This window comes from Streptomyces sp. SID5643, assembly GCF_009872555.1.
Lineage (GTDB): Bacteria > Actinomycetota > Actinomycetes > Streptomycetales > Streptomycetaceae > Streptomyces > Streptomyces iakyrus.
Genome location: NZ_WWIC01000074.1, coordinates 58,643 through 78,720, shown reverse-complemented (window position 1 = coordinate 78,720; position 20,078 = coordinate 58,643). Strand labels below are relative to the sequence as shown.

The 20,078-nt window shown below is 73.3% G+C and carries 20 protein-coding genes and 1 pseudogene; 12 read left to right on the top strand and 9 right to left on the bottom strand.

What is annotated here, in order from left to right:
* The coding region (hslR, locus tag GTY56_RS09225; protein WP_161364316.1) for an Hsp15 family ribosome-associated heat shock protein at positions 1–527 on the bottom strand (527 nt) is incomplete at its 3' end.
* A 122-nt stretch (positions 528–649) separates the two neighbouring features.
* Here hslR and GTY56_RS09220 point away from each other — a divergent pair.
* From GTY56_RS09220 to GTY56_RS09210, 3 genes are all read left to right on the top strand, one after another.
* On the top strand, positions 650–1,426 hold the full coding sequence (locus GTY56_RS09220) for a helix-turn-helix domain-containing protein (protein ID WP_161364314.1): 777 nt from the start codon (positions 650–652) through the stop codon (positions 1,424–1,426).
* 8 nt (positions 1,427–1,434) lie between these two features.
* Positions 1,435–2,772: an MFS transporter gene (locus tag GTY56_RS09215; protein ID WP_161364320.1), complete on the top strand. Its 1,338-nt coding sequence runs from the start codon at positions 1,435–1,437 to the stop codon at positions 2,770–2,772.
* A gap of 61 nt (positions 2,773–2,833) precedes the next feature.
* Positions 2,834–3,538, top strand: a complete 705-nt coding sequence (locus tag GTY56_RS09210) for a uracil-DNA glycosylase (protein WP_161364312.1) — start codon at positions 2,834–2,836, stop codon at positions 3,536–3,538.
* On the opposite strand, the gene GTY56_RS09205 is transcribed toward GTY56_RS09210, so the two are convergent.
* Entirely contained in the window at positions 3,535–4,188 is a 654-nt protein-coding gene (locus GTY56_RS09205; RefSeq protein WP_161364311.1) for a GntR family transcriptional regulator, read from the bottom strand. The genes GTY56_RS09210 and GTY56_RS09205 overlap by 4 nt on opposite strands.
* Positions 4,189–4,363: 175 nt before the next feature.
* Here GTY56_RS09205 and GTY56_RS09200 point away from each other — a divergent pair, with 175 nt between their 5' ends.
* Both GTY56_RS09200 and GTY56_RS09195 read left to right on the top strand, forming a co-directional pair.
* Positions 4,364–5,815, top strand: a complete 1,452-nt coding sequence (locus GTY56_RS09200) for a cytosine permease (RefSeq protein ID WP_161364309.1) — start codon at positions 4,364–4,366, stop codon at positions 5,813–5,815.
* 5 nt (positions 5,816–5,820) lie between these two features.
* Positions 5,821–6,543 (top strand): aspartate/glutamate racemase family protein, encoded by a 723-nt coding sequence (locus tag GTY56_RS09195; RefSeq protein WP_161364307.1) that lies wholly within the window; start codon positions 5,821–5,823, stop codon positions 6,541–6,543.
* A gap of 1 nt (position 6,544) precedes the next feature.
* Here GTY56_RS09195 and GTY56_RS09190 read toward each other — a convergent pair whose 3' ends face one another.
* Both GTY56_RS09190 and GTY56_RS09185 read right to left on the bottom strand, forming a co-directional pair.
* Complete coding sequence (locus tag GTY56_RS09190) at positions 6,545–7,150, bottom strand: gamma carbonic anhydrase family protein (protein ID WP_161364305.1); 606 nt, start codon at positions 7,148–7,150, stop codon at positions 6,545–6,547.
* 12 nt (positions 7,151–7,162) lie between these two features.
* Positions 7,163–7,564, bottom strand: coding sequence for a Rid family hydrolase (locus GTY56_RS09185; protein ID WP_161364303.1), 402 nt, complete (start codon positions 7,562–7,564; stop codon positions 7,163–7,165).
* A 368-nt stretch (positions 7,565–7,932) separates the two neighbouring features.
* Between GTY56_RS09185 and GTY56_RS09180 the strand changes: the two genes are divergently transcribed.
* Positions 7,933–9,828: an FUSC family protein gene (locus GTY56_RS09180; protein ID WP_161364302.1), complete on the top strand. Its 1,896-nt coding sequence runs from the start codon at positions 7,933–7,935 to the stop codon at positions 9,826–9,828.
* A gap of 75 nt (positions 9,829–9,903) precedes the next feature.
* Here the strand turns inward: GTY56_RS09180 and GTY56_RS09175 are convergent, their stop codons facing one another.
* Positions 9,904–10,866: an endonuclease/exonuclease/phosphatase family protein gene (locus GTY56_RS09175; protein WP_161364300.1), complete on the bottom strand. Its 963-nt coding sequence runs from the start codon at positions 10,864–10,866 to the stop codon at positions 9,904–9,906.
* A 134-nt stretch (positions 10,867–11,000) separates the two neighbouring features.
* Here GTY56_RS09175 and GTY56_RS09170 point away from each other — a divergent pair, with 134 nt between their 5' ends.
* Complete coding sequence (locus tag GTY56_RS09170; RefSeq protein WP_161364298.1) at positions 11,001–12,365, top strand: amidohydrolase; 1,365 nt, start codon at positions 11,001–11,003, stop codon at positions 12,363–12,365.
* Between the two features lie 241 nt (positions 12,366–12,606).
* Positions 12,607–12,789, top strand: coding sequence for a DUF8839 family protein (locus GTY56_RS09165; RefSeq protein WP_010039591.1), 183 nt, complete (start codon positions 12,607–12,609; stop codon positions 12,787–12,789).
* A gap of 9 nt (positions 12,790–12,798) precedes the next feature.
* On the opposite strand, the gene GTY56_RS09160 is transcribed toward GTY56_RS09165, so the two are convergent.
* From GTY56_RS09160 to GTY56_RS09150, 3 genes are all read right to left on the bottom strand, one after another.
* The gene (locus GTY56_RS09160; RefSeq protein WP_161364297.1) at positions 12,799–14,754 is read right to left on the bottom strand and encodes an ABC transporter ATP-binding protein; all 1,956 of its coding nucleotides are present in this window, start codon (positions 14,752–14,754) and stop codon (positions 12,799–12,801) included.
* Positions 14,755–15,026: 272 nt separating this feature from the next.
* A complete protein-coding gene (locus tag GTY56_RS09155; protein ID WP_161364294.1) occupies positions 15,027–15,461 on the bottom strand; it encodes a hypothetical protein in 435 nt (144 codons plus the stop codon).
* Positions 15,458–16,120: an ATP-binding protein gene (locus tag GTY56_RS09150; protein ID WP_346345446.1), complete on the bottom strand. Its 663-nt coding sequence runs from the start codon at positions 16,118–16,120 to the stop codon at positions 15,458–15,460. The genes GTY56_RS09155 and GTY56_RS09150 overlap by 4 nt, the downstream gene beginning before the upstream one ends.
* 240 nt (positions 16,121–16,360) lie before the next feature.
* Between GTY56_RS09150 and GTY56_RS09145 the strand changes: the two genes are divergently transcribed.
* The 3 genes and pseudogenes from GTY56_RS09145 to GTY56_RS09135 all read left to right on the top strand — a co-directional run bounded on the left by GTY56_RS09145 (position 16,361) and on the right by GTY56_RS09135 (position 18,127).
* Positions 16,361–17,221, top strand: coding sequence for a Sco1979 family transcriptional regulator (locus tag GTY56_RS09145; protein WP_161364290.1), 861 nt, complete (start codon positions 16,361–16,363; stop codon positions 17,219–17,221).
* Positions 17,222–17,476 (top strand): DUF397 domain-containing protein, encoded by a 255-nt coding sequence (locus tag GTY56_RS09140; protein WP_033310663.1) that lies wholly within the window; start codon positions 17,222–17,224, stop codon positions 17,474–17,476.
* 58 nt (positions 17,477–17,534) lie between these two features.
* Positions 17,535–18,127 (top strand): annotated as a pseudogene (locus GTY56_RS09135) (SAM-dependent methyltransferase).
* Here GTY56_RS09135 and pdxR read toward each other — a convergent pair.
* A complete protein-coding gene (pdxR, locus tag GTY56_RS09130) occupies positions 18,079–19,491 on the bottom strand; it encodes a MocR-like pyridoxine biosynthesis transcription factor PdxR (RefSeq protein ID WP_161364288.1) in 1,413 nt (470 codons plus the stop codon). The pseudogene GTY56_RS09135 and the gene pdxR overlap by 49 nt on opposite strands.
* A 47-nt stretch (positions 19,492–19,538) precedes the next feature.
* Here pdxR and GTY56_RS09125 point away from each other — a divergent pair, with 47 nt between their 5' ends.
* A complete protein-coding gene (locus GTY56_RS09125) occupies positions 19,539–20,024 on the top strand; it encodes a carboxymuconolactone decarboxylase family protein (protein ID WP_161364286.1) in 486 nt (161 codons plus the stop codon).
* Positions 20,025–20,078 lie beyond the last annotated feature (54 nt).

Here is a 20,078-nt window from a genome sequence, read left to right as displayed (position 1 = left end):
CCCGCCGCGCCGCGGAGACGTTCCATGTCGCGGCGGTCCCGCTTCGTCGGCCGGCCCGCGCCGCGGTCGCGGATGCCGGCCGGGGCGACGGCCTCGCGGGGCGGGGGCGGCGGGGAGTTGTCTACGTAGCACTGGGTGGCCACGGGCGCCCCGACCCGCTTGCGGATCAGCCGCGTGACGATGACGACCCGCTCGCGGCCCTCGTGCCGCAGACGCACTTCGTCACCGACGCGGACGCCGTGTGCGGGCTTCACGCGCTCACCGTTGACGCGCACGTGGCCGCCCCGGCAGGCGGTGGCTCCCATGGAACGGGTCTTGACGAGCCGTACGGACCAGATCCAGCTGTCGACGCGAACGGTCGTGCCGGCCTGCGGGCCCGCGGCCTCGGCAGCGGCGATCGCCGCGGCGACCTGAGGGTCCGGGGGCCGGGCCCCGCCGCCCGCTGAGCTGCCGGCCGGCTCGGGGGACTCGGCCGCCGGGTCCGCGGTCCCGTCCGTCCTGTCGTGCTGCGCACCCTGAGAAGCCATGCCCCGACCTTAGCCCTCCGGGGCGCTCCACCGGACGAAATATCACCTCCGAACCGAACTCTGCCAAACAAGTTTTGCAAAAACTCTTTTGCTGAAAGGTTCAGGCCGCCTAACCTCCCGGCATGGACCGCGACGAGCACAAGCGCGTACTCGATCCCGAGCGCGACACCGCCGCCCTCAAGGCACTCACCCACCCCCTGCGTATCCAGCTGCTCGGACTGCTGCGGCAGGACGGGCCGGCCACCGCGAGTGAGCTGGCCGCGCGGACGGGGGAGTCGTCGGCGTCGACCAGCTATCACCTGCGGGTGCTGGCGAAGTACGCGTTCATCGCCGAGGCCGAGCACCGCGACGGGCGGGAGCGGCGGTGGCGGGCGCTGCACACCCTGACGTCCTGGAGCAACGAGTCGATGGAGGCCACCGAGGCGGGCCGGGCCTTCGTCGGCCTGGCGCGGCGGCGGCAGATCGAGCACCTGGAGAGATCCCTCGCCCGGTACGAGGCGGACCTGGCCGCCGGGCGGCTCGGGCGGCAGTGGGTGGAGCCGTCCGGGATCACCGATCTCATGCCCCGGCTGACGGCCGCGTCGCTCACCGAGCTCTTCGACACCGTCGCCGGGAAGCTGGAGGAACTGACCGCGCGGGACGCCGACGATCCGCACGCCGAGCACGTCGTCTTCGTCGCGGCCGGGCTCCCGCTCGCCGACCGCGAAGACGTCGACCACGACCAGGAAGATCACGAGGCCGAAGGACACGGGGCCGAAGCCGGCCACGGCCCCTTTGCAGATCCCGGCTCTGCGGACCGTGAGACCGCAGGCCGCGGGGCCGCGCACCGGGACACCGCAGGCCGCGACGCACCCGAACGTGCCGGGACAGCCCGCGACGCCGAAGACCTCAACCCGTGACGCCGCTCATGACGCCGTTCATGACCGGGCCGCCCGGGGAGTCGGCCGCGCGTCGCCGGTACGTCATCGTCTGCGCACTCCTCTGGCTGCCGCCCGGGCTGGGTATGGCCACGATGGTCCTGCTGTTCACCGAGCGCGGCATGTCCCTCGCCGCGGTCGCGGGACTGTTCGCCGCGCACTCGCTGACCGTCGCCGCGCTGGAGCTGCCCACGGGAGGCCTCTCGGACGTCCTCGGGCGCCGGCCGGTCCTGGCCGCGGCCGGAGGGCTCGGCTTCGTCGCCTTCGTGCTGATCGGCCTCGGCACCTCCGCCTGGCTGCTCACCGCCGGCATGGTGCTCATGGGCGTGGCCCGGGCCCTGGCCAGCGGAACCGCCGAGGCCTGGTACGTCGACACCGTCCAGGCGTGCTCCGGCCCGGACGCCGAGCTGCGCACCGGGCTGGCCCGCGGCGGCTCCGCGACCTCCGCCGCGCTCGCGGCCGGCATCCTGCTCGGCGGCGCCCTGCCCTGGCTGCTCGGTCTGGGGCCCGACCTCGGTGCCCGGCTGAGCGAGGCGACGTCCGGGGCGGTGCCGCCCCTGTCCGTTCCCCTGCTGCTGGGGGCCGCGCTCAGGATCGTGTTCGTCGCGTATGTGCTCGCCGCCCTGCGGGAGCCGCCGAGGCCGCCGGCCACCCTGCGTTCGGTGCTGCGCGGCGTCCCGGTCACGGTCGTCGACGGGCTCCGGCTCGGCGGACGGGACGCGCTGGTCCGCCGGATTCTGCTCGGTGCCGCGGCAGCCGGCAGCGCCCTGGCCGCCGTCGAACTGCTCGTACCGGGCCGTACGACGGCGCTGACCGGCTCGAACGGTTCCGGAGTCATGGTCTACGCCGCCCTGTCCTGCGCGGGTTTCCTCTGCTCCGGCCTCGGCAGCCACCTCGCGCCGCTCACCGCCCGGATCGCGGGCAGCGGTGAACGGGCCGTGCTGGTCAGCCTCGCGGCCGGTGCGGGCGGCCTGCTGCTGCTCGGGGTCACCGCTTCCTCCGTCCACCCGGCGGCCACGACCTTCGCGCTCGTCGGCTTCGGGCTGGTCTACCTCGGTCTCGGCGCGGCGGCCCCGAACGAGAACGATCTGCTGCACCGCCGGGTCGACGGGGCGGGCCGCGCCACCGCCCTGTCCGTCCAGTCCCTCGCCCAGCAACTGGTCGGCGCGCTCACCGGCCTGGCCGTCGGAATGCTGCGGCCGGGCCCCCTGCCCTGGCTCCTGACGGGCGCCATGCTGCTGGCCGGTGCCCTGCTCTGGCTGCGCCGGAGCGACGAACAGACCATGCAGGTCACGGGAGTCCGAGCCCCGCGGAAGGCGCGGCCGTAACGGTCCACGCAGGCCCCGCCCTCGTGACGACTACGACCCCGCCTGCGCCTACGGTGGTGTGATGGACGCCAGCGGACTCACTCTCCTCGACCGGCGCATCGCAGACTGCCGGGCCTGCCCGCGGTTGGTCTCCTGGCGCGAGGAGACGGCCCGTGCCAAGCGGGCCGCCTACGCGGACTGGACGTACTGGGGCCGGCCGGTGCCCGGCTTCGGGCCCGAGGACGCCCGGCTGCTGATCGTGGGACTCGCCCCGGCCGCCCACGGCGGCAACCGCACCGGCCGGATGTTCACCGGCGACCGCTCCGGAGACGTCCTCTACGAGGCGCTGTACGACGTGGGCCTCGCTTCCCAGCCGACCGCCGAGCACGCCCACGACGGCCTGGAACTGTACGGCGTGCGCGTCACCGCGCCCGTGCACTGCGCCCCACCCGCCAACAAGCCCACCCCCGAGGAGCGGGACACCTGCCGCCCCTGGCTCGTGCAGGAACTGCGGCTGCTGCGCCCGACCCTGCGGGCGGTGATCGTGCTCGGCGCCTTCGGGTGGCAGGCCGCGCTGCCGGCGTTCGCCGAGGCCGGCTGGCCCGTGCCGCGGCCGCGCCCCGCCTTCTCGCACGGCGCCCGCTTCCGCCTCGACGGCCTGGAGCTCTACGGCTGCTACCACGTGAGCCAGCGCAACACCTTCACCGGCCGGCTCACGCCCACCATGCTGCGGGACGTCCTGCGGACGGCCGGGCGGGCGGCGGGTCTGCCCACCGGCGCTCCCTAAGGAGCCTCCTCGCCGAACAGGTGGCGGACCGTGGAGCGGTAGTTGGTCCGCACGTGCGTCAGCGCGTGGGCGCGGGCCCGTTCCGGGTCGCCCGAGGCGATGGCCTCGTACAGCTCGCGATGCTCCACGAGGAGCTGCGGCCACTCCTCGTTGCGCCGGGTCATCCAGCGCAGCCGGCCGGCGACCGGTTCCAGGGCCTCGGTCAGCAGGCTGTTGCCCGCCATCGCCATGATGCGGTCGTGCAGCCGGCTGTTGAGGTCGGTGATCACCTCGGCGTCCCCGGCCTCGGTCGCGGTGGCCGCGCGGTCGACGAGTTCCCGGACCTCCGCCAGAGCCTCCGGCGTCGCCCGGGACGCGGCGAGTCCGGCGGCGTAGACCTCCAGGGCTTCGCGCAGTTCGAACAGTTCCTTGACGTCGGTCGGGGTGAGACGGCGTACCACGGTGCGGCGGGGTGTCTCGAAGTGGACGAAGCCCTCGGCGACCAGGGCCCGGATCGCCTCCCGGACCGGTACACGCGAGACGCCGAAACGCTCCGCCAGCTCGCGTTCGACCAAGCGGTCGCCGGGACGGAGGCTTCCCGCGATGATCTCCTGGCGCAGCTCGGCCGTGACGCGTTCGCGGACCGCTCCGAGGGGTTCGATCTTCGTCATGCAGCCCATCTTCGTCGACACGGGGTGTCTTTTACGCGGCGTTAACGAGAGCGACATCGGCCAGAACGGTTGACGGGGAGACCATGACCGCAGTTTGGTATACCAAACACCCCGCAGGGTGCCCCCACCGTCCTGCGGAGCAGTCCTCCGTCGTCCCCTCGCTCATGGAGGCCCCGTGTCACTCGCCGACCGTGCCGCAGACACCGGCACCCCAGCGTTCGTCCCCGATCCCCGGCTCACCAACGAGGACCTCGCACCCGCCAAGAAGCGCAACTGGAAGGTCTTCGACCTCTTCGCCATGTGGATGTCAGACGTCCACAACCTCGGCAACTACACCTTCGCCGCCGGGCTGCTCTTCCTCGGCATGAACGTCTGGCAGATCTTCACGTCCCTGCTCGTGGGGTTCGTGATCATCTACATCGGCATGAACTGGATGGGGAAGATCGGACAGCGCCACGGCGTGCCCTTCCCGGTGGTCAGCCGGATCGCCTTCGGTATCTGGGGCGCCAACATCCCGGCGCTGATCAGGGCCGTGATCGCCATCATGTGGTACGGCATCCAGACCTACCTCGCCTCCGTCGCCGTCAATGTGATGCTGCTGGCGGCCTGGCCCGGGCTGGAGTCGTGGACGCACAACTCGTTCCTGGGACTGGACGCGCTCGGCTGGGTCTCCTTCATCGCGCTGTGGCTGGTACAGGCGGCGATCATCAGCCGGGGCATGGAGTCGGTCCGCAAGTTCCAGGACTTCTGCGGCCCCGCGATCTGGCTCGTGATGATCGCCCTGGCCGTGTGGATCCTGGCCAAGGCCGGCTGGACGATCTCGCTCACCTCGACCCCGCACCCGGTCTCCGTCGGCGAGCAGTGGCGCCAGTGGTTCGGCGCGATCGGCCTGGTCCTCGCCACGTACGGCACTCTGATGCTCAACTTCTGCGACTTCTCCCGCTTCGCGCCCGACTACAAGTCGGTCAAGCGCGGGAACTTCTGGGGCCTGCCGGTCAACTCCACGGCCTTCGTGATCGTCTCCGTCATCGTCACCGCGGGTGCCTTCGAGGTCTTCGGCAAGGAGATCACCGACCCCGCCTACCTGGTCGCCGAGATCGGCAACACCTGGGTGCTCGTGCTGGGCGCGCTGACCTTCGCCATCGCCACCATGGGCGTCAACATCGTCGCCAACTTCGTCTCCCCGGCGTACGACCTGGCCAACGTGTGGCCGCAGAAGATCACCTTCAAGGTCGGCGGCATGATCAGCACGGTCGCGGCCCTGCTCGTCACCCCCTGGAACCTCTTCTCCAACCCGACCGTCGTGAACTACTTCCTCGGCGGCCTCGGCGCCTTCCTCGGCCCGCTGTTCGGCGTGATCATGGTCGACTACTACTGGGTCAAGCGCGGCCGGGTGAACGTGGACGAGCTGTTCGACGCCTCTCCCGGCGCCCGCTACCACTACCGCAAGGGCTTCAACCCCAAGGCGCTGTGGGCGTTCCTGCCCGCGGCCGGTGTCGCGGCGGTGCTCGCGCTGGTGAAGACCTTCAGCGACGTGGCCCCGTACTCCTGGTTCATCGGCACGGCGATCGCCGCCGGGCTGTACGCGGCCCTGTGCCGTCCCGAGCGTGCCACCGCGGAGGTCTGAGAGACGTGCGAATCGTCGTCACCAACTGCAACACCACGCAGGAGATGACCGAGGAGATCGTACGAGGTGCCCGGGCCGCCGCAGGTCCGGGCACCACCGTGACCGGGCTGACTCCCGCCTGGGGGCCGGTGTCGGCGGAGGGCTGGCTCGACAGCTACCTGTCCGCGGCGGCCGTCCTCGACACGCTGCGGACCTATGACGGAGCGCCGTACGACGCCGTGGTCATGGCCGGATTCGGGGAGCACGGCAGGGAGGGCGTGCGGGAACTGGTGGACGTACCGGTCGTCGACATCACCGAGGCCGCCGCGCACCTCGCCTGCCTGCTGGGCCGCCGCTACGGCGTCGTGACCACGCTGGAGCGCTCGCGCGGCCAGATCGAGGACAGCCTGGAGACGGCGGGTGTGGCGCGCAACTGCGCGGCGGTCGTCGGAACGGGCCTGAACGTGCTCGACCTCGGCGACGACGAACGCACCGAGACGGCGTTCCTGGCGGCCGCCGAACGGGCCTGCGCGGCCGGGGCGGAGGTCCTCGTCCTCGGCTGTGCCGGCATGACAGGGCTGCAACGGGCCGTCGGGGAGAAACTGGGCCTGCCGGTCGTCGACGGGGTCGCCGCGGCGGTCAAACTGGCGGAGTCCCTGGTGGCACTGGGGCTGACCACGAGCCGGGTGGGGAGTTACGCCGAGCCGCTCCCGAAACGGAGGGCGTGGGGCGGGCCCGCGGGGCGGTAGCTCATGCCGGGCCGTCGAGGATGACGTCGTCGTCATGGGCCCCGTAGAACCCCGCCTGCCGGGCCATCAGCTCCCGCATCGACGTGCCCCGCGGGATGCCGTACACCGTGCCGGGGAAGTCCAGGGCCTCCTGGATCTGCCAGAGTTCGTCGTGCTCCCCGGGAGCGAAGAGCCGGGCCCGGGGCGCGCCCGCCGCGATCCAGCCGATGGGCAGGACGGTGCCGGGCGGCAGCACGGAGTTGACGTGCAGCACGCTGTGGATCCGCAGCTCCGAACCGGCACCCGCCACCGCCCCCGGGAAGACACAGGCACCCGTGGCCACGAAGACCTCGTCCTCCAGGATCGCCCCGTTGACATGGGCGTGCGGGCCGACCAGCACCGCGTCACGGATCACGGCGGGGTGCGCGGACCGCCCCCGCACCAGCGCGTTCTCCATCACGACGACGTCCGACCCGACCCGCACCCCGCCGTCCTCCGCGGTGAGCACGGCCCCGTGCAGCACGCGGCTGCGCTCACCGAGGACGACGTCCCCGCACAGGACGGCCGTCGGGGCGACGTACGCGGATTCGGGGACGACGGGGCGCCGTCCGCGGTGCTCGATCAACATGGCGGTCCTCGCCTACTCGGGAACGACGGCTGTCGCCGTAATCTCCACCAGCTGTCCCGTGTAGCCGAGGCACGCCACGCCGATCAGCGTCGAGGAGTGCGGACCCGCGCTGAGGCCGGACGCCTCCACCACGCTCCAGACGGCGGACAGGACGGCCGGTTCAGCGCTCACCACGTACACGTCGGTCGCCACGACGTGCGCCAGATCGCTTCCCACGGCGTCCAGTTGCTCCCGCAGGTTGGCGATGACCTGCTCGGCCTGGCGCACCGGGTCCCCCGGCCCGACCAGGGCGCCGTCGGGGCCCAGGGGTACGGAACCGGCCAGGAACGCCAGCCGCGTGCCGGCCTCGACGACGGACACGTGGGAGTAGGTGGGGGGCGGGAAGAGGGCCGGGACGGTGACGCGGCGGATCACGTGAGGTCTCCGATCTGCGGGCGACGACAGGACAACCCACCGATCATGGGGGCCCCGGCACGCGCACGCACCCGTATTCAGGTGCAGTCCTTCGAGGCCCTGCTGGTTCAGGACATCACGCGCTCACGACTCACCAGTGGTCGCCGGGGCCTGAAAGGAATGGTTGCCGGGGCTCGGATCCGGCCTGCCCGCATTCCGGACTGCCCGCATTCCGGATTGCGTACATAAAGAACGCCGGTTCCGAGCGGTCCGACACGTTCCGGAAACCTATCCTCCAGGAACCCCGCCTACCGTGGGCAGCCACACCCCGCCCCGGCCGCCGTCGCCCGAAGGCTCTCCCCTGCCCTCGTCGAGACGACAGGAGCCCCGTGTCCCGCCGCAGCGCCCCGCATCTGCCGCCCTGGCTCGCGCACGCCCTGAGCTCACAGCGGGGACCGGTGCCCTGGAGCGCGGTCACGCGGGGGGCCCTGTCCGCCGGACCCCTGCTGCTCGTGGCCGTGCAGACCGGGCTGACCTCCCTCGGTGTCGTCGCCGCCGTCGCCGCCATGCTGGCCGGGATCAACGACCGGCCCGGGAGCCGGCGCGTGTCCGTCAAGCGGATCGGAGTACCCGCCCTGGGCGGTGCACTGGGGATCGTGATCGGGACCTACACGGGGCAGGGGGCCGGGGCGGTCGTGCTCACCGTGGTCCTCACGGCCGTCGGGCTCGTCGCCGGAGGGATGAGCGCCGTCGGGCCCGTCGCCTCCGCCGTCGGGACGCAGCTGCTGGTCGGCGCGGCGATCGGCGCCGGGATGCCCCTGCCCGAGCCTGGCTGGGAGCGGGCGCTCGCCTATCTCGCCGGGGCGGGCTGGCTGCTCGTGCTGCGGCTCGTCCTGCCCACGCCCGGCTCCCTCGCCGGTGACTTCCGCTTCGACGGGGAGCGCGCGGCCGTGGCCGGGGTGTACGAGGCCGTCGCCGAACTGCTCGACGCCGTCGGCGGGCCGGACGCCATCCGTCGCCGGGCCGCCCTGACCGCCGCCCTCGACCACGCCCAGGACGCCCTCGCCGGGCCCCGGCTGCGGAGGTACGCCTCCTCCTCCACGGAGCGGCGGCTGCACGCGCAGTACGCCGCCGCCCTGCCCCTCGCCGAGGCCGCCACCGCGCTCGCCTGGGCCGAGGAGCCCATCGCCGAGAGGGCTTCCGAAGGTCCCCGGCGGCTCGCCGCCGCCGTGCGCGGGAACACCCACACCGGGCCGCTGCCCGCCCCGTCCCGGTCGGCACCCGCGCTGCGCGCCCTCGACGACGCCCTCCTGCACGCCGCCGAGGTGTTCGACCAGGGCCGGGGCGGTGATCTGCACACCCGTCCCCGCAGTGCGGGGGACCGGCTGCGCGCCGCCTTCGGCAGTGCCGGACGCGAGTACGGGCTGCGCGTCGCCCTCTGCTTCGGCGCCAGCTCCGCGGTCGCCCAGGCCCTGCACCAGAGCCAGTGGCACGGGCAGCACGAGCACTGGTACTGGCTGCCCGCCACCGCCGTGTTCCTGGTCAAGCCCGACCTGGGGCCGCTGGCCTCACGGGTGCTGAACCGGGCCGCCGGGACCGTCCTCGGGGCGCTGCTCTTCGCGGGGCTCGCCGCGGTCCTGCCCCGCCCGGAAGGGCTCATCGCGCTCGTCGCCCTCAGCGGCGCGCTCATACCCGTGGCCACCCGCCACTTCGCCGCCCAGACGGCGGTCGCCACCGTCCTGGTCCTCGCGCTCGTCATGGTCGGCGGCGAGCCCCAGGCCTCCGCCGGCCGGATCGGCGAGACGCTGCTGGCCTGCGCGATCGTGCTGATCGTCGGGCACCTGCCGATGCCCGGACAGCGCGGCGGGGGAGTGCGCGCCCGGCTCGCGGTCGCGAGCGAGGCCGCGCACGCCTACCTCACGCACGTCCTGGACGAGGCCGACGCCCCCAGCATCGGGACCTCAAGCACCCCCTCCGACCACCGCGCCACCCGCTGGACCCTGCGGCGCGAGGCCTACCGCACGCTGGCCGAGGCCCGCTCGGCCATCTCCCTCTCCGCGCACGAACTGCCCGCGCTCGCCCGGCACACCGAGGGCGCGGACGAGGTGGCCGACCTTCTCGAACGCCTCGTCGACACCACGACCGCCTGCGCCGTGCACCTCGACGACACGGGCCGGATCGGGCCCCGCCACGAGGAACGCCTCGCGGCCGTCCTCACCGGACTCGCCCGCCGGGGAGAGCGGGTGGGACTACGGCCGCCGCCCCGGACGCCCCTCGCCGGCTGAGCCCCAGCCGGTCATCGCCGGCGGCGCCGGCTGCCGTGCCCGAGCGCCCTGCCCGCAGCGGGCACCCCGGGACCGTCAACCGGCCCGGCCGCCGACCCGTACCCACACCGGAGCGTGATCCGACCCGGGCTCGCCGCGACGCTCCGCCGGATCGGGGCCGACCGACGGCAGGCCGGGCGGGCCCTCGCCCGGCAGACCTGTGCCCGCCACCGTCACCCGGTGCACCAGGCGGTGGCTCAGCAGCACGTGGTCGATCAGTTCGCGCCGCCCGGAGTTCACCCGGGACCAGCGCTGCCCGGGCGGGATGAGCGGGGCCACGTCCCACAGCCGCATCGCGTCGCCCCGGTCGGGCCGGTCGTAGCCGGGGGTGCCGATCTCCGAGCCGGGCGGGCCGAGCAGGATCTGCGTGGTCGCCGCCTGCACCTCGTCGTTCAGGTCGCCCAGTATCGCCACGTCCCGCCCCTGCCCGTCACCGGCCAGCAGCTCGTCCGCCAGCGCGCGCAGCGCCGTCGCCTCGGCGGCCCGCCGGTACAGGGCGTAGGCGGCGTAGCGGGCCCGTTCGCCCTCGTCGCGCGGCTGGAACCGGCCGTCCGGATACGACAGCAGCTTCGACTTCAGATGGCAGACGGCCACCCGCAGCGGACCGTCCCCGCCGTCGGTCTCCACGGCCAGGACGCCCCGCCCCGCCTGCCCCGCTGTCAGCCCCGCATCGTCCGCCTGGACGGGACGGAGCTCCGCCGGGAACGCCCGCGTGTCGGCCACCACCGTCAGCGGCGTACGGCTGAGGAACCCGACCCGTATGCCCCGGCTGTCCGGATGCTCGGACACGGCGACGTGCCAGTCGTCGTCGAGCATCCCGGCCAGGTCCTTCAGGGCTTCGGGGTCGCCGACCTCCTGCACGCCGAGCAGGCCCGGATCGAGTTCCGTGATCACGGCGGCGAGCGCGGCGAGCTTCGCCTCGTACCCGGCCTCGTCCGGCGGGCCGTACGGGCCGCCGGCCCGGTAGAGGTTCTCCAGGTTCCAGGTGCCGAGGAGCATGCCGGGCTCCTTTCAGAAGCCGACAGACGGGGTGGTGGGGCCAGGGTGCGCGCCCGGCCCGCCCCGCGACAGAGCCGTGACGGGATGTGCGGTTCGGCTCATGCCGCCCTACGACGCCGTCGTACGTTGGCGTGATGACGCCTTCTGCCGCGGACGATCCCGCCGAGCTCATCATCAGCGCATGTACGGTCCTCGTGCACGACGATCAAGAGCGGATCGGGTTCGCGCAGGACGCCGCGATCGTCGTGCGGGGTGGGATCGTCGAGGCCGTCACGACCACCGCGCAGGCCGCGCACCTGCCCGCCGCCGAGCGGATCGACGCCGCCGGCCAGGTCGCCCTGCCCGGCTTGATCAACTGCCACACGCACGCGCCGATGGTCGCGCTGCGCGGACTCGCCGAGGACCTCCCGACCGAGGAGTGGTTCAACGACGTCGTCTGGCCCGTCGAGTCCAACCTCACGGCGACGGACGTCGAGTTGGGGGCGCGGCTGGCGTGCGCCGAGATGATCCGGGCGGGCGTCACCTGCTTCGCCGACCACTATTTCGCCATGGACGCGGTGGCCCGGGTGGTCGCCGAATCCGGCATGCGGGCGCTGCTCGGCGAGGCCTTCTTCTCCTCGCAGGGGCCCGAAGGCCGGGAGCGGTCGCTGGAGTTCGCGCTGCGCCACCGCGGAGCGGCCGACGGCCGGATCACCACCGCGCTCGCGCCGCACGCCCCCTACACGGTCGACGACACCGACCTCGCCGCCACCGCCGAGCTCGCCCGCACACACGGCCTGCCCGTGCACCTCCACGCCGCCGAGAACCGCGACCAGACCGAGACCAGCCTGGCCCGCCACGGCGTCACCCCGGTCGGGGTCCTGGACCGCACCACCCTCCTCCACACGGACCTGCTCCTCGCCCACGGCACCGGCATCGTCGACAGCGACCTCCCCCTCCTGGAGCAGGCCGACGGCCGCACGGCCGTCGCCACCGCGCCCCGCGGCTACCTCAAGTTCGCCTGGCCGGACACCACACCGGTCCGCGCCCTGCGCGACATCGGCGTCGACGTCGGACTCGCCACCGACGGCGCCGCCTCCAACAACAGCCTCGACGTGTGGGAGTCCATGGCCCTCACCTCGCTGGTCCAGAAGTCGGCCGAGGGCGACCCACGCCGGCTGACCTCCCGCCAGGCGCTGCACCACGCCACGCTGCAAAGCGCCCGTGCCGTGGGCCTCGGGGACAGCGTCGGCAGCATCGCGCCCGGCCGGCGGGCCGACATCGTCCTGGTCGACCTCACCGGGCCGCACACCCAGCCCGTCCACGACCTCGCCGCCACCCTGGTGCACAGCGCCCGCTCCGCCGACGTCCGCACCACGATCGTCGACGGACGGATCCTGATGCGCGACCGGGAACTGCTGACGATCGACGTGCCGGCGGTGGTACGGGAGCTGGGGGAGCGCCTGCCCGCACTCGTCGACCGCAGTCACGGCCGGCGCATCCAGCGGTACGACACCTGACGGCACGCGTCCCGGGCACCGGTGGGACGCCTGTGAGAGGTGAGCACAGTCGGCATCACGACGAGCACGAAGAGTGCGACCACTGATACGGAAAGTGAACACATAGGCCGAGAGGCTGAGAAGTTGGTCACACTTGGCGGTGAACGCGTGTCAACTACGTCTCAGTACCGTCACTTCGCGAGCCGTTCACCCCATGGTTGGCGTTTAACTCTACGAGTACAGCGCTACATGGAGGTGCAGGGTGAACGGGCGAACGGTGCTCGAACGCTTTCCCGCCGGTGGGCCGCGAGGCTCCTGGCCTGCGGAGGAATTCGCGCAGGCGCGGCGCAGCGAAGGCCTGCCCGCCGAGGTCGTCATGGACCTCGCCACGGACATGTTCCTGGTGATCGTGCGCAGCGGGGACGTGGCCGACGCCACCGCCTGACCCGTGCCGTCAGCCCGCCTTCGGCGCCGGCACCTTCCGGACCGGTGCGGGTGAGGAGGCGAACTGCTCCGCCTGGAGCGCGTACAGCTCGGCGTAGACGCCGCCGGTGGCCAGCAGCTCCTCCGGTGTCCCGGACTCCACGAGCCGGCCCTGGTCCAGGACGTGCACCAGATCCGCGTGCCGTACGGACGCCAGCCGGTGCGTGATCAGCACGACCGTCTGGCCGCTGTCGGCCAGGGCGCGGATCCGCTCGAAGACCTCCAGCTCGGCCCGGGCGTCCAGGGCCGCCGTCGGCTCGTCCACGATCAGGATGCGCCCCCTGCGGTAGGCCGCCCGGGCGATGCCCAGCCGCTGCCACTGGCCGCCCGACAGTTCGTGACCGCCGCTGAAGTTGCGGGCGAGCAGGGTGTCCAGCCCGCGCGGCAGGTCCGCGACCACCGTCTCCGCCCCCGCGTCGGCGACCGCCGCACCCAGCCGGTCCTCGCACACGGGTACCGAGGAACGCCCCAGAGCGACGTTCACCCGGGCCGTGAACGGCCACCGCTTGAAGTCCTGCGCCACCATCGCGATCCGTTCGGCCAGCCGGTGCCGGTCCGCGGTCGCAGCGTCCACGTCGTCCCACAGGATCCGCCCCCGCTGCGGCGTGTAGAGCCCGGCGAGCAGCTTGACCAGGGTCGTCTTGCCGGAGCCGTTCTCGCCGACCAGAGCCACGATCCGGCCCAGCGGCAGGCTCAAGGTCACGTCGTCGAGAGCGGGGCGGGCCGAGTCGCCCGGGTAGCGGAACGTGACGTTCTCGAAGCGGATCTCCTGCGGGTCCTCCGGCAGCGCCGCTCCGCCCGCGGGGATCGCCCACTGGTCCGCCTCGGTGTACAGCCGGTGCAGATCCCCGACGAAGAGCGCCTCCTCGTGCAGCGCGTTGACCTCCACCACGAGCGTGTCGAGGCTCTGCGAGCCGGTCCGGATCGCGATCACGGCCGTCCCCGCGACCGACAGGGCCATCGCCCCCGCCAGCAGCAGCCCGCCCAGCGTCGCGTACGTCGCCACCGTCGCCAGGCCTGTCCACGCCGCCGCGATCAGGCCCGTACGGGCGGCGAGCTTGGCCAGGCGGGCCTGCTCGGCCTCGGCCGTCTCCGACATCGCGCGGAAGTGCCGCAGCAGGAAGGAGCCGACCCCGTGCACCCGGATCTCGGGGGCCGCCTCGGGCTCGATCAGCAGGCTGCCGAGGAGCCGGCCCGCCCGGGCGTGCTGCACCCAGGCGTGGAAGGACTCGTAGCGCCGCCGGGCGACGGTCAGCGCGCTCCAGGCGCTCGGCAGGGTCATCGTCACCAGCAGCGGCAGCAGGGCAGGGTGCAGCACGGTCAGCACGCCCGCCGCCGCGACCAGCGAGATCATCGCGTTGATCACGCGGGTCCCGTAGGAGATCATCCGGCGCGCGGAGGCGGCGCCGTACTGCGCGGTGTCGAGCAGCTTGTGGAAGGCGTGATCCTCGATCGCGGCCAGCTCGACGGCCGCGGCCCGCTCCAGGTACCGCTCGGTCGCCACCCGCTCGACCTTGGGCTCCAGGCGGCCGGTGGCGTAGGTGCTCGCGGCCCGCAGCAGGGCCGCGAGGAACATCACGACGGCCACCGTGACCAGGGCGGGGACGGCGCCGCGCAGCCGGTCGCCGATCTCCCCGCCGCCCATCAGGCGGGCCAGCACCGTGTTCACCGCGAGCAGGCTCACCGCCTGCGCCACGCCCCGGCCGGCCTCGGCGGCCAGCACGATGCGCGCCGCACCCCGGTCGGCCTGCCGGGCGAGCCGGAGGCTGGACGCGAGCAGGGACGGCAACCGGGTGATCATGGCGCGGAAGTTCAGCTCCAGGAACGCGTCGGCGTGCTGGTTCCAGCCCATGTCGTAGCGCAGCGGGCCGCCGAACAGCAGCCGCTCCGACTCGGACACCTCCGGCGCGGTCCGCTTCTTCGCCACCGTCGACCGACCTCCCCGCCTCGTGCCCCGTCCGCTGAGCGGCCCACTATTGCGGGGCGGAACGCGGCCCGGGCAGGGCGCAGCCCGGGGCGCCGGATGCGCGCGGGCGCACGACCTGGCCGGGGGGAGGTGCGGGGCGGCGTGGGGGTGCGGGGTGGTGAGGGGCGGGGGTGTGCGGGCCGGTGTGCGGAGACCGGCCCTTCGCCATGAGCCGACAACCCGGACAGGTCGGGCGCCGCCTATGTGCCCAACCCGGACAGGTCGGGCGCCGCCTATGCGCTGACCGGACGCGACCAGGCCGGGGCCGTCCCCGTCGCGCGGCACAGCGCCAGGTAGAGAGGGATCGGCGGGGTGTAGGGAAGCGTGCCGTCCGGGCGGTGGATCAGATCAGGGACCTCCGGCAGGTCCGGGACGACCGCGCCCGTGACGTACCGCGCCGGGGCGGGCCACTCCAGGGCGTGGTCGGAGTCGGACGGCACCAGCCACCACCAGTGCGTCCCGTCCGCGTAGACACAGCCCACGCGGGGCAGCCGGGGCATGATCAGCGGTCCGACGTGGGCGGGGACCGCGACCGCGTCGCAGCCGAGCGGGGCGGTCATGCCCTCGGGCACGGGCAGTCGCAGGGCCGGACCGGACGTCCGCAGCCCGCGCCGGACGCGCACCAGCGTGTCCAGGTTCAGCATGCCGCCTGCCCGTGCGGGACTCATGTGTCCCCCAGCTCTCGGCGGCGCTTCTGCGGGGGAACCTCAGGGGTGACCCGCGTATGGCGTGCCCGGTTGGTCCCGTCCCCGTCGTCCGGGTCGTCGGAGGGGCCGCGCTTGGGGCGGGCGCCCCAGCCCAGATCGCCCCGAGGTCCGTCCGGCTCGGGCGAGGTGTCCGCCGCGCGCGGCAGCTCCGCCCAGACCAGCAGCCCGGGGCCGTTCTCCTGGGCACCCCAGGAGTGGCAGAGGGCGTCGACGAGAAGCAGTCCCCTCCCGTGCTCCTCCTCGGGCCGGGTCCGGCTCGCGGCGTGCGGCTGGCCCGGGGCGCAGCCCTCGTCACGCACGGCTATCCGCACCAGGTCGTCACCGTCGTGCAGCTCGCACACTATGTGCGTGCTCGCCGTGTGCACGATGGCGTTGGTGACCAGTTCGGAAACGACCAGAGCCGCGCTGTCGCATGTGTCCTCGCACACCGACCAGCCGGTCAGCCGGGCCCGCGTCAGGCGTCTGGCCTGGGCGGGAGAACCCGCGTGTGCGGCCAGCTCGAAGCGGAACCGGCGCCCGGCAGCGGCCCCGGGGGAGGCCTCTTCCGTGGCGGCGCCAAGCCCGGGAGGGCCTGCGGCGGCGTCTGTTCCTAAGGGCGCGGACGGAATCACGCTTGCCACTATCGCCCCGCCGTGAACACTTGGCAAGTGTCACTCTGAAAATTGCAGAGTGCTGGGTGACGGTCCGGAAGGCCGTGGCACACTGCTCGCAACAGCACCCCGCGCGGCGCCAGTTGAGATCGTCGAAGATTCGTTCGAAACGTGTGTTCGGATCATCTTCGGAAGGTCCTCGAATGGCGCCGCCGGGCTGTCAGCGTTCCTTTGTGGCCGGCTCGTCAGAACTCTTCGTGGAGGTGGAGCGTGAGTGAACCGCGGTCCGCACCGACGGTCGGTCAGGTCGTGCTCGGCCGACGCCTGTTGGACCTGCGGGAACGCGCGGGCATGAAGCGCGAGGAGGCCGCGCGCATCCTCCGCGTCGCCCCCGCCACGGTCCGCCGCATGGAGATGGCCGAGGTCGCGCTCAAAATCCCGTATCTGCAACTGCTCCTCAAGGCCTACGGAATCTCCGACGAGGAGGCCGAGGCCTTCGTCCAACTGGCCGAGGAGGCCAACCGGCCCGGCTGGTGGCAGCGTTTCCACGACATCCTGCCCGGCTGGTTCTCGATGTACGTGAGCCTGGAGGGCGCGGCGAGCGTCATCCGCAGCTATGAGCCCCACTTCGTCCCCGGGCTGCTGCAGACCGAGGACTACGCGCGCGGGGTGCTCCGCTCGGGCGCCATCGGGCAGACCCGGCCCGAGGACATCGAGCGCCACGTCGCCCTGCGCATGCAGCGCCAGGACCTGCTCACCCGCGAGGACGCGCCCCGGCTGTGGGTCGTGATGGACGAGACCGCGCTGCGTCGGCCGCCCGGCGGCCCGGAGGTGATGCGCGCCCAGATCGACAAGCTGCTCGACGCCACGAAGCTGCCCAACGTGACGCTGCAGATCGCCCCGTTCGCCAATGGACCGCACCCGGGGACCTACGGGCCGTTCGTGCTGTTCCGATTCGCCATGCCCGAACTGCCGGACATGGTCTACAGCGAGTACCTGACCGGCGCGGTCTATCTCGACGCGCGCACCGAGGTGGCGACCCACCTGGAGGTCATGGACCGCATGGCGGCGCAGGCCGCTACGGCACATCGCACGAAGGAGATCCTCCGGGACCTCCGCAAGGAGTTGTGAATGGATCGCATCAAGCCGCGCAAACACGTCTACAACGGCATGCCCGCGCGTGACTTGGGCAGCGAAGGCTGGCACAAGCCGTGGAGCGGCGGAAACGGAGGCAACTGCCTGGAGGCGATGAAACTCGCCGACGGCCGGATCGCCCTCCGCCAGTCCACCGACCCCGACGGCCCCGCCCTGATCTACACCACCGACGAGATGACGGCCTTCATCGAGGGGGCGAAGTCCGGGGAGGCGGACTTCCTGCTGTCCTGACGTGACTCCCTTCACTGCCGCTCGATCTGCTGTGCCGTCCTTGAACCGCTGGTGCTGAATCGACCACCCTCTGCCCGGCGCCCGGCTCGTCTCCTGGGACAGCGCCCCGTCGTCCTGGCCCACGCGGCGGCCCTGCTGCGGGGCACGGACGCGGGCGCGACCGAGTAACCTCCAGGCCGACGTACGTGACCCGGACGCCATCCTGGAGGGCGCGCGGAAGGTCCTGGACCTCACCCGGCCCGTCGCGCTGCTGCACTTCGTCTCCGACGAGGACGGCGCCCACGACCTGGTCCGGCGGCTGCTCGCCGGACTGCCCTCAGGCAGCCACCTGTGATGACCTCCGCGACCGCCGACCTCACCCCGGAGAAGTCGAAGGCGGCCACCGAGAAGCTGCGCGCCGCCAGCGGCACCCTGGCGCTGCGCTCCCGCGAGGAGTCCCCGCGCTTCTTCGACGGTCCCGACCTCGTCGAGCCCGGCGTCGAGGTGCCCACCGCCGGCACCCAGGGCTGGGCGAGCCCGTGCCCGGGCAGGACGACGGGGTGGTCCCGGGGCACGGGGCGGTGGGACGCAAGCCGTAGCGCTCGCGCAGGCGCCTGGGCCGGTCAGGGCGGCGGCAGCACACCGCACAGCGCCTCCAGGGCCGGCCCGTAGGCGTGCTCGGAGGGCGTCGCGTATCCCACCACCAGCCCGTCGCCGGCCGGCATGTCCGTCTCCGGATGCCGGAACGCGGCGAGGCCGTCGAGGGCGATGCCCTGCCAGGCGGCGGCCTTGACCGCGGACGCCTCGGTGCCGGGCGGCAGCCGCAGCACGGCGTGCAGCCCGGCCGCGACGCCGGTGGCCTCGATGTGCGGCGCGTGCTCGGCGAGCGCCGCGACGAGCCGGTCCCGGCGGCCGCGGTAGCGCTGCCGCATCCGGCGTACGTGCCGGTCGTACGACCCCGAAGCGACGAAGTCCGCGAGACTCAGCTGGTCGAGGACGCTCGCCCACGCCTCACGCTCGCCCTTGGCGGCCAGGACCGCCTCGACGTACCGCTCCGGGAGCACCATCCAGCCCAGCCGCACCGCCGGCGACAGGCTCTTGCTGACCGAGCCGATGTGGATCACGCGCTCGGGGTCGAGCCCCTGGACGGCGCCGACCGGCTTGCGGTCGTAGCGGAACTCCCCGTCGTAGTCGTCCTCCAGGACCAGACCGTCCCGCCCGCGGGCCCAGTCGATCACGGCGGCCCGGCGTGTGGGGTGCAACGGGCCGCCGGTCGGGAACTGGTGCGCCGGCGTGAGCAGCACGGCCCGCTCGCGCGCCAGCCGGTCGATCCGCGCGCCGTGTTCGTCGAGGGGGAGCGGTACCGTCCGGACCCCGGCCGCGGCCAGGACCTGCCGGTGGAACCCGAGCCCGTACGCCTCCACCGCCAAGGGGCCGCGCAGGACGCCGCCGCCGAACAGCAGCCGCAGCGCGTGCGCGAAGCCGGAGCAGATCACGATCCGGCCCGGCTCGGTCCGCACGCCACGCGCGCGTGCCAGGTACTCGGCGAGCGCCTCCCGCAGTTCCGGCCGGCCGGCGGGGTCGCCCGGCCCGAACACCTCGTTGGGCGCCTGCTGCAGGGCCCGCCGGTAGGAGGCCAGCCAGGCGGTGCGCGGGAACGCCGAGATGTCCGGGGTGCCCTGCGTCAGATCGTGCCGGGGGCCGTGCGCGCGGGGCGGTGCCTTCTTGGGCACGCGGGCGGCGGGCCGCAGCGGCTCGGCGCGCTCCGCGACCCGGGTGCCGGAGCCCTGCCGGGCGGTGAGCCAGCCCTCCGCGACGAGTTCCGCGTACGCGTCCGCCACCGTGTTGCGGGCGACGCCGAGGTCCGCCGCGAGCGAGCGGTACGGCGGCAGCCGCGTGCCCGGGGCGAGCCGCCCACCGCGCACGGCCTCGCGCAGGGCCCGGATCAGCGCCGCCCGCCGACCTCCCGGCCCGGTCAGCTCCAGATGCAGGTCGGACCCGATCCGCTCCGCGGAATTGACCCATGATTCCACCATGGAAGTGCACCCTACAGCTGGTCTTTCCGGCTCGTAGGTTGAAGGGCATGACGACGACCACGCACACGAGCAGCACCCAGCCGACGCCCGCCCGCCTGGAGTTCGGCGCGTCGGCCCCGAAGGCCTTCCGGGCCCTCATCGCCTTCGACGCCGCCGCCCGCGAGGGCATCGACCCGGCCCTCGTCGAGCTGATCCAGATCCGCTCCTCGCACCTCAACCACTGCGCCTACTGCCTGCACATGCACACCGGCGACGCCCGCAAGGCCGGCGAGAGCGAGGACCGGCTGCACATGGTCGCCGTGTGGCGCGAGGCCCGGCACTTCTTCACCGAGCGGGAACAAGCGGCCCTCGCCCTCACCGACGCGGTGACCCTCGTCGCCGACGCCGGCGTCCCGGACGACGTGTACGCGCGGGCCGCCGCCCTGTTCGACGAGCGGGAACTGGCCCAGGTGATCGCCCTGATCTGCACGATCAACACGTGGAACCGGGTGGCGCTGTCGACGGGGAAGATCGCGGGGACGGACGACCGGTGAGGCCGCGGGCGGGCGCTACCCCGCCGAGGGGCGGCCGGGGGCGGGCCGCGGGCG

Coding starts and splice junctions, on each gene's coding strand:
- GTY56_RS09125 (WP_161364286.1), top strand. CDS start 19,539: ATGACGACGACCACGCACACGAGCAGCACCCAGCCGACGCCCGCCCGC.
- GTY56_RS09205 (WP_161364311.1), bottom strand. CDS start 4,188: ATGACGAAGATCGAACCCCTCGGAGCGGTCCGCGAACGCGTCACGGCC.
- GTY56_RS09210 (WP_161364312.1), top strand. CDS start 2,834: ATGGACGCCAGCGGACTCACTCTCCTCGACCGGCGCATCGCAGACTGC.
- GTY56_RS09155 (WP_161364294.1), bottom strand. CDS start 15,461: ATGAGTCCCGCACGGGCAGGCGGCATGCTGAACCTGGACACGCTGGTG.
- GTY56_RS09190 (WP_161364305.1), bottom strand. CDS start 7,150: ATGTTGATCGAGCACCGCGGACGGCGCCCCGTCGTCCCCGAATCCGCG.
- GTY56_RS09170 (WP_161364298.1), top strand. CDS start 11,001: ATGACGCCTTCTGCCGCGGACGATCCCGCCGAGCTCATCATCAGCGCA.
- GTY56_RS09220 (WP_161364314.1), top strand. CDS start 650: ATGGACCGCGACGAGCACAAGCGCGTACTCGATCCCGAGCGCGACACC.
- pdxR (WP_161364288.1), bottom strand. CDS start 19,491: ATGGTGGAATCATGGGTCAATTCCGCGGAGCGGATCGGGTCCGACCTG.
- GTY56_RS09140 (WP_033310663.1), top strand. CDS start 17,222: ATGGATCGCATCAAGCCGCGCAAACACGTCTACAACGGCATGCCCGCG.
- GTY56_RS09215 (WP_161364320.1), top strand. CDS start 1,435: ATGACGCCGTTCATGACCGGGCCGCCCGGGGAGTCGGCCGCGCGTCGC.
- GTY56_RS09175 (WP_161364300.1), bottom strand. CDS start 10,866: ATGCTCCTCGGCACCTGGAACCTGGAGAACCTCTACCGGGCCGGCGGC.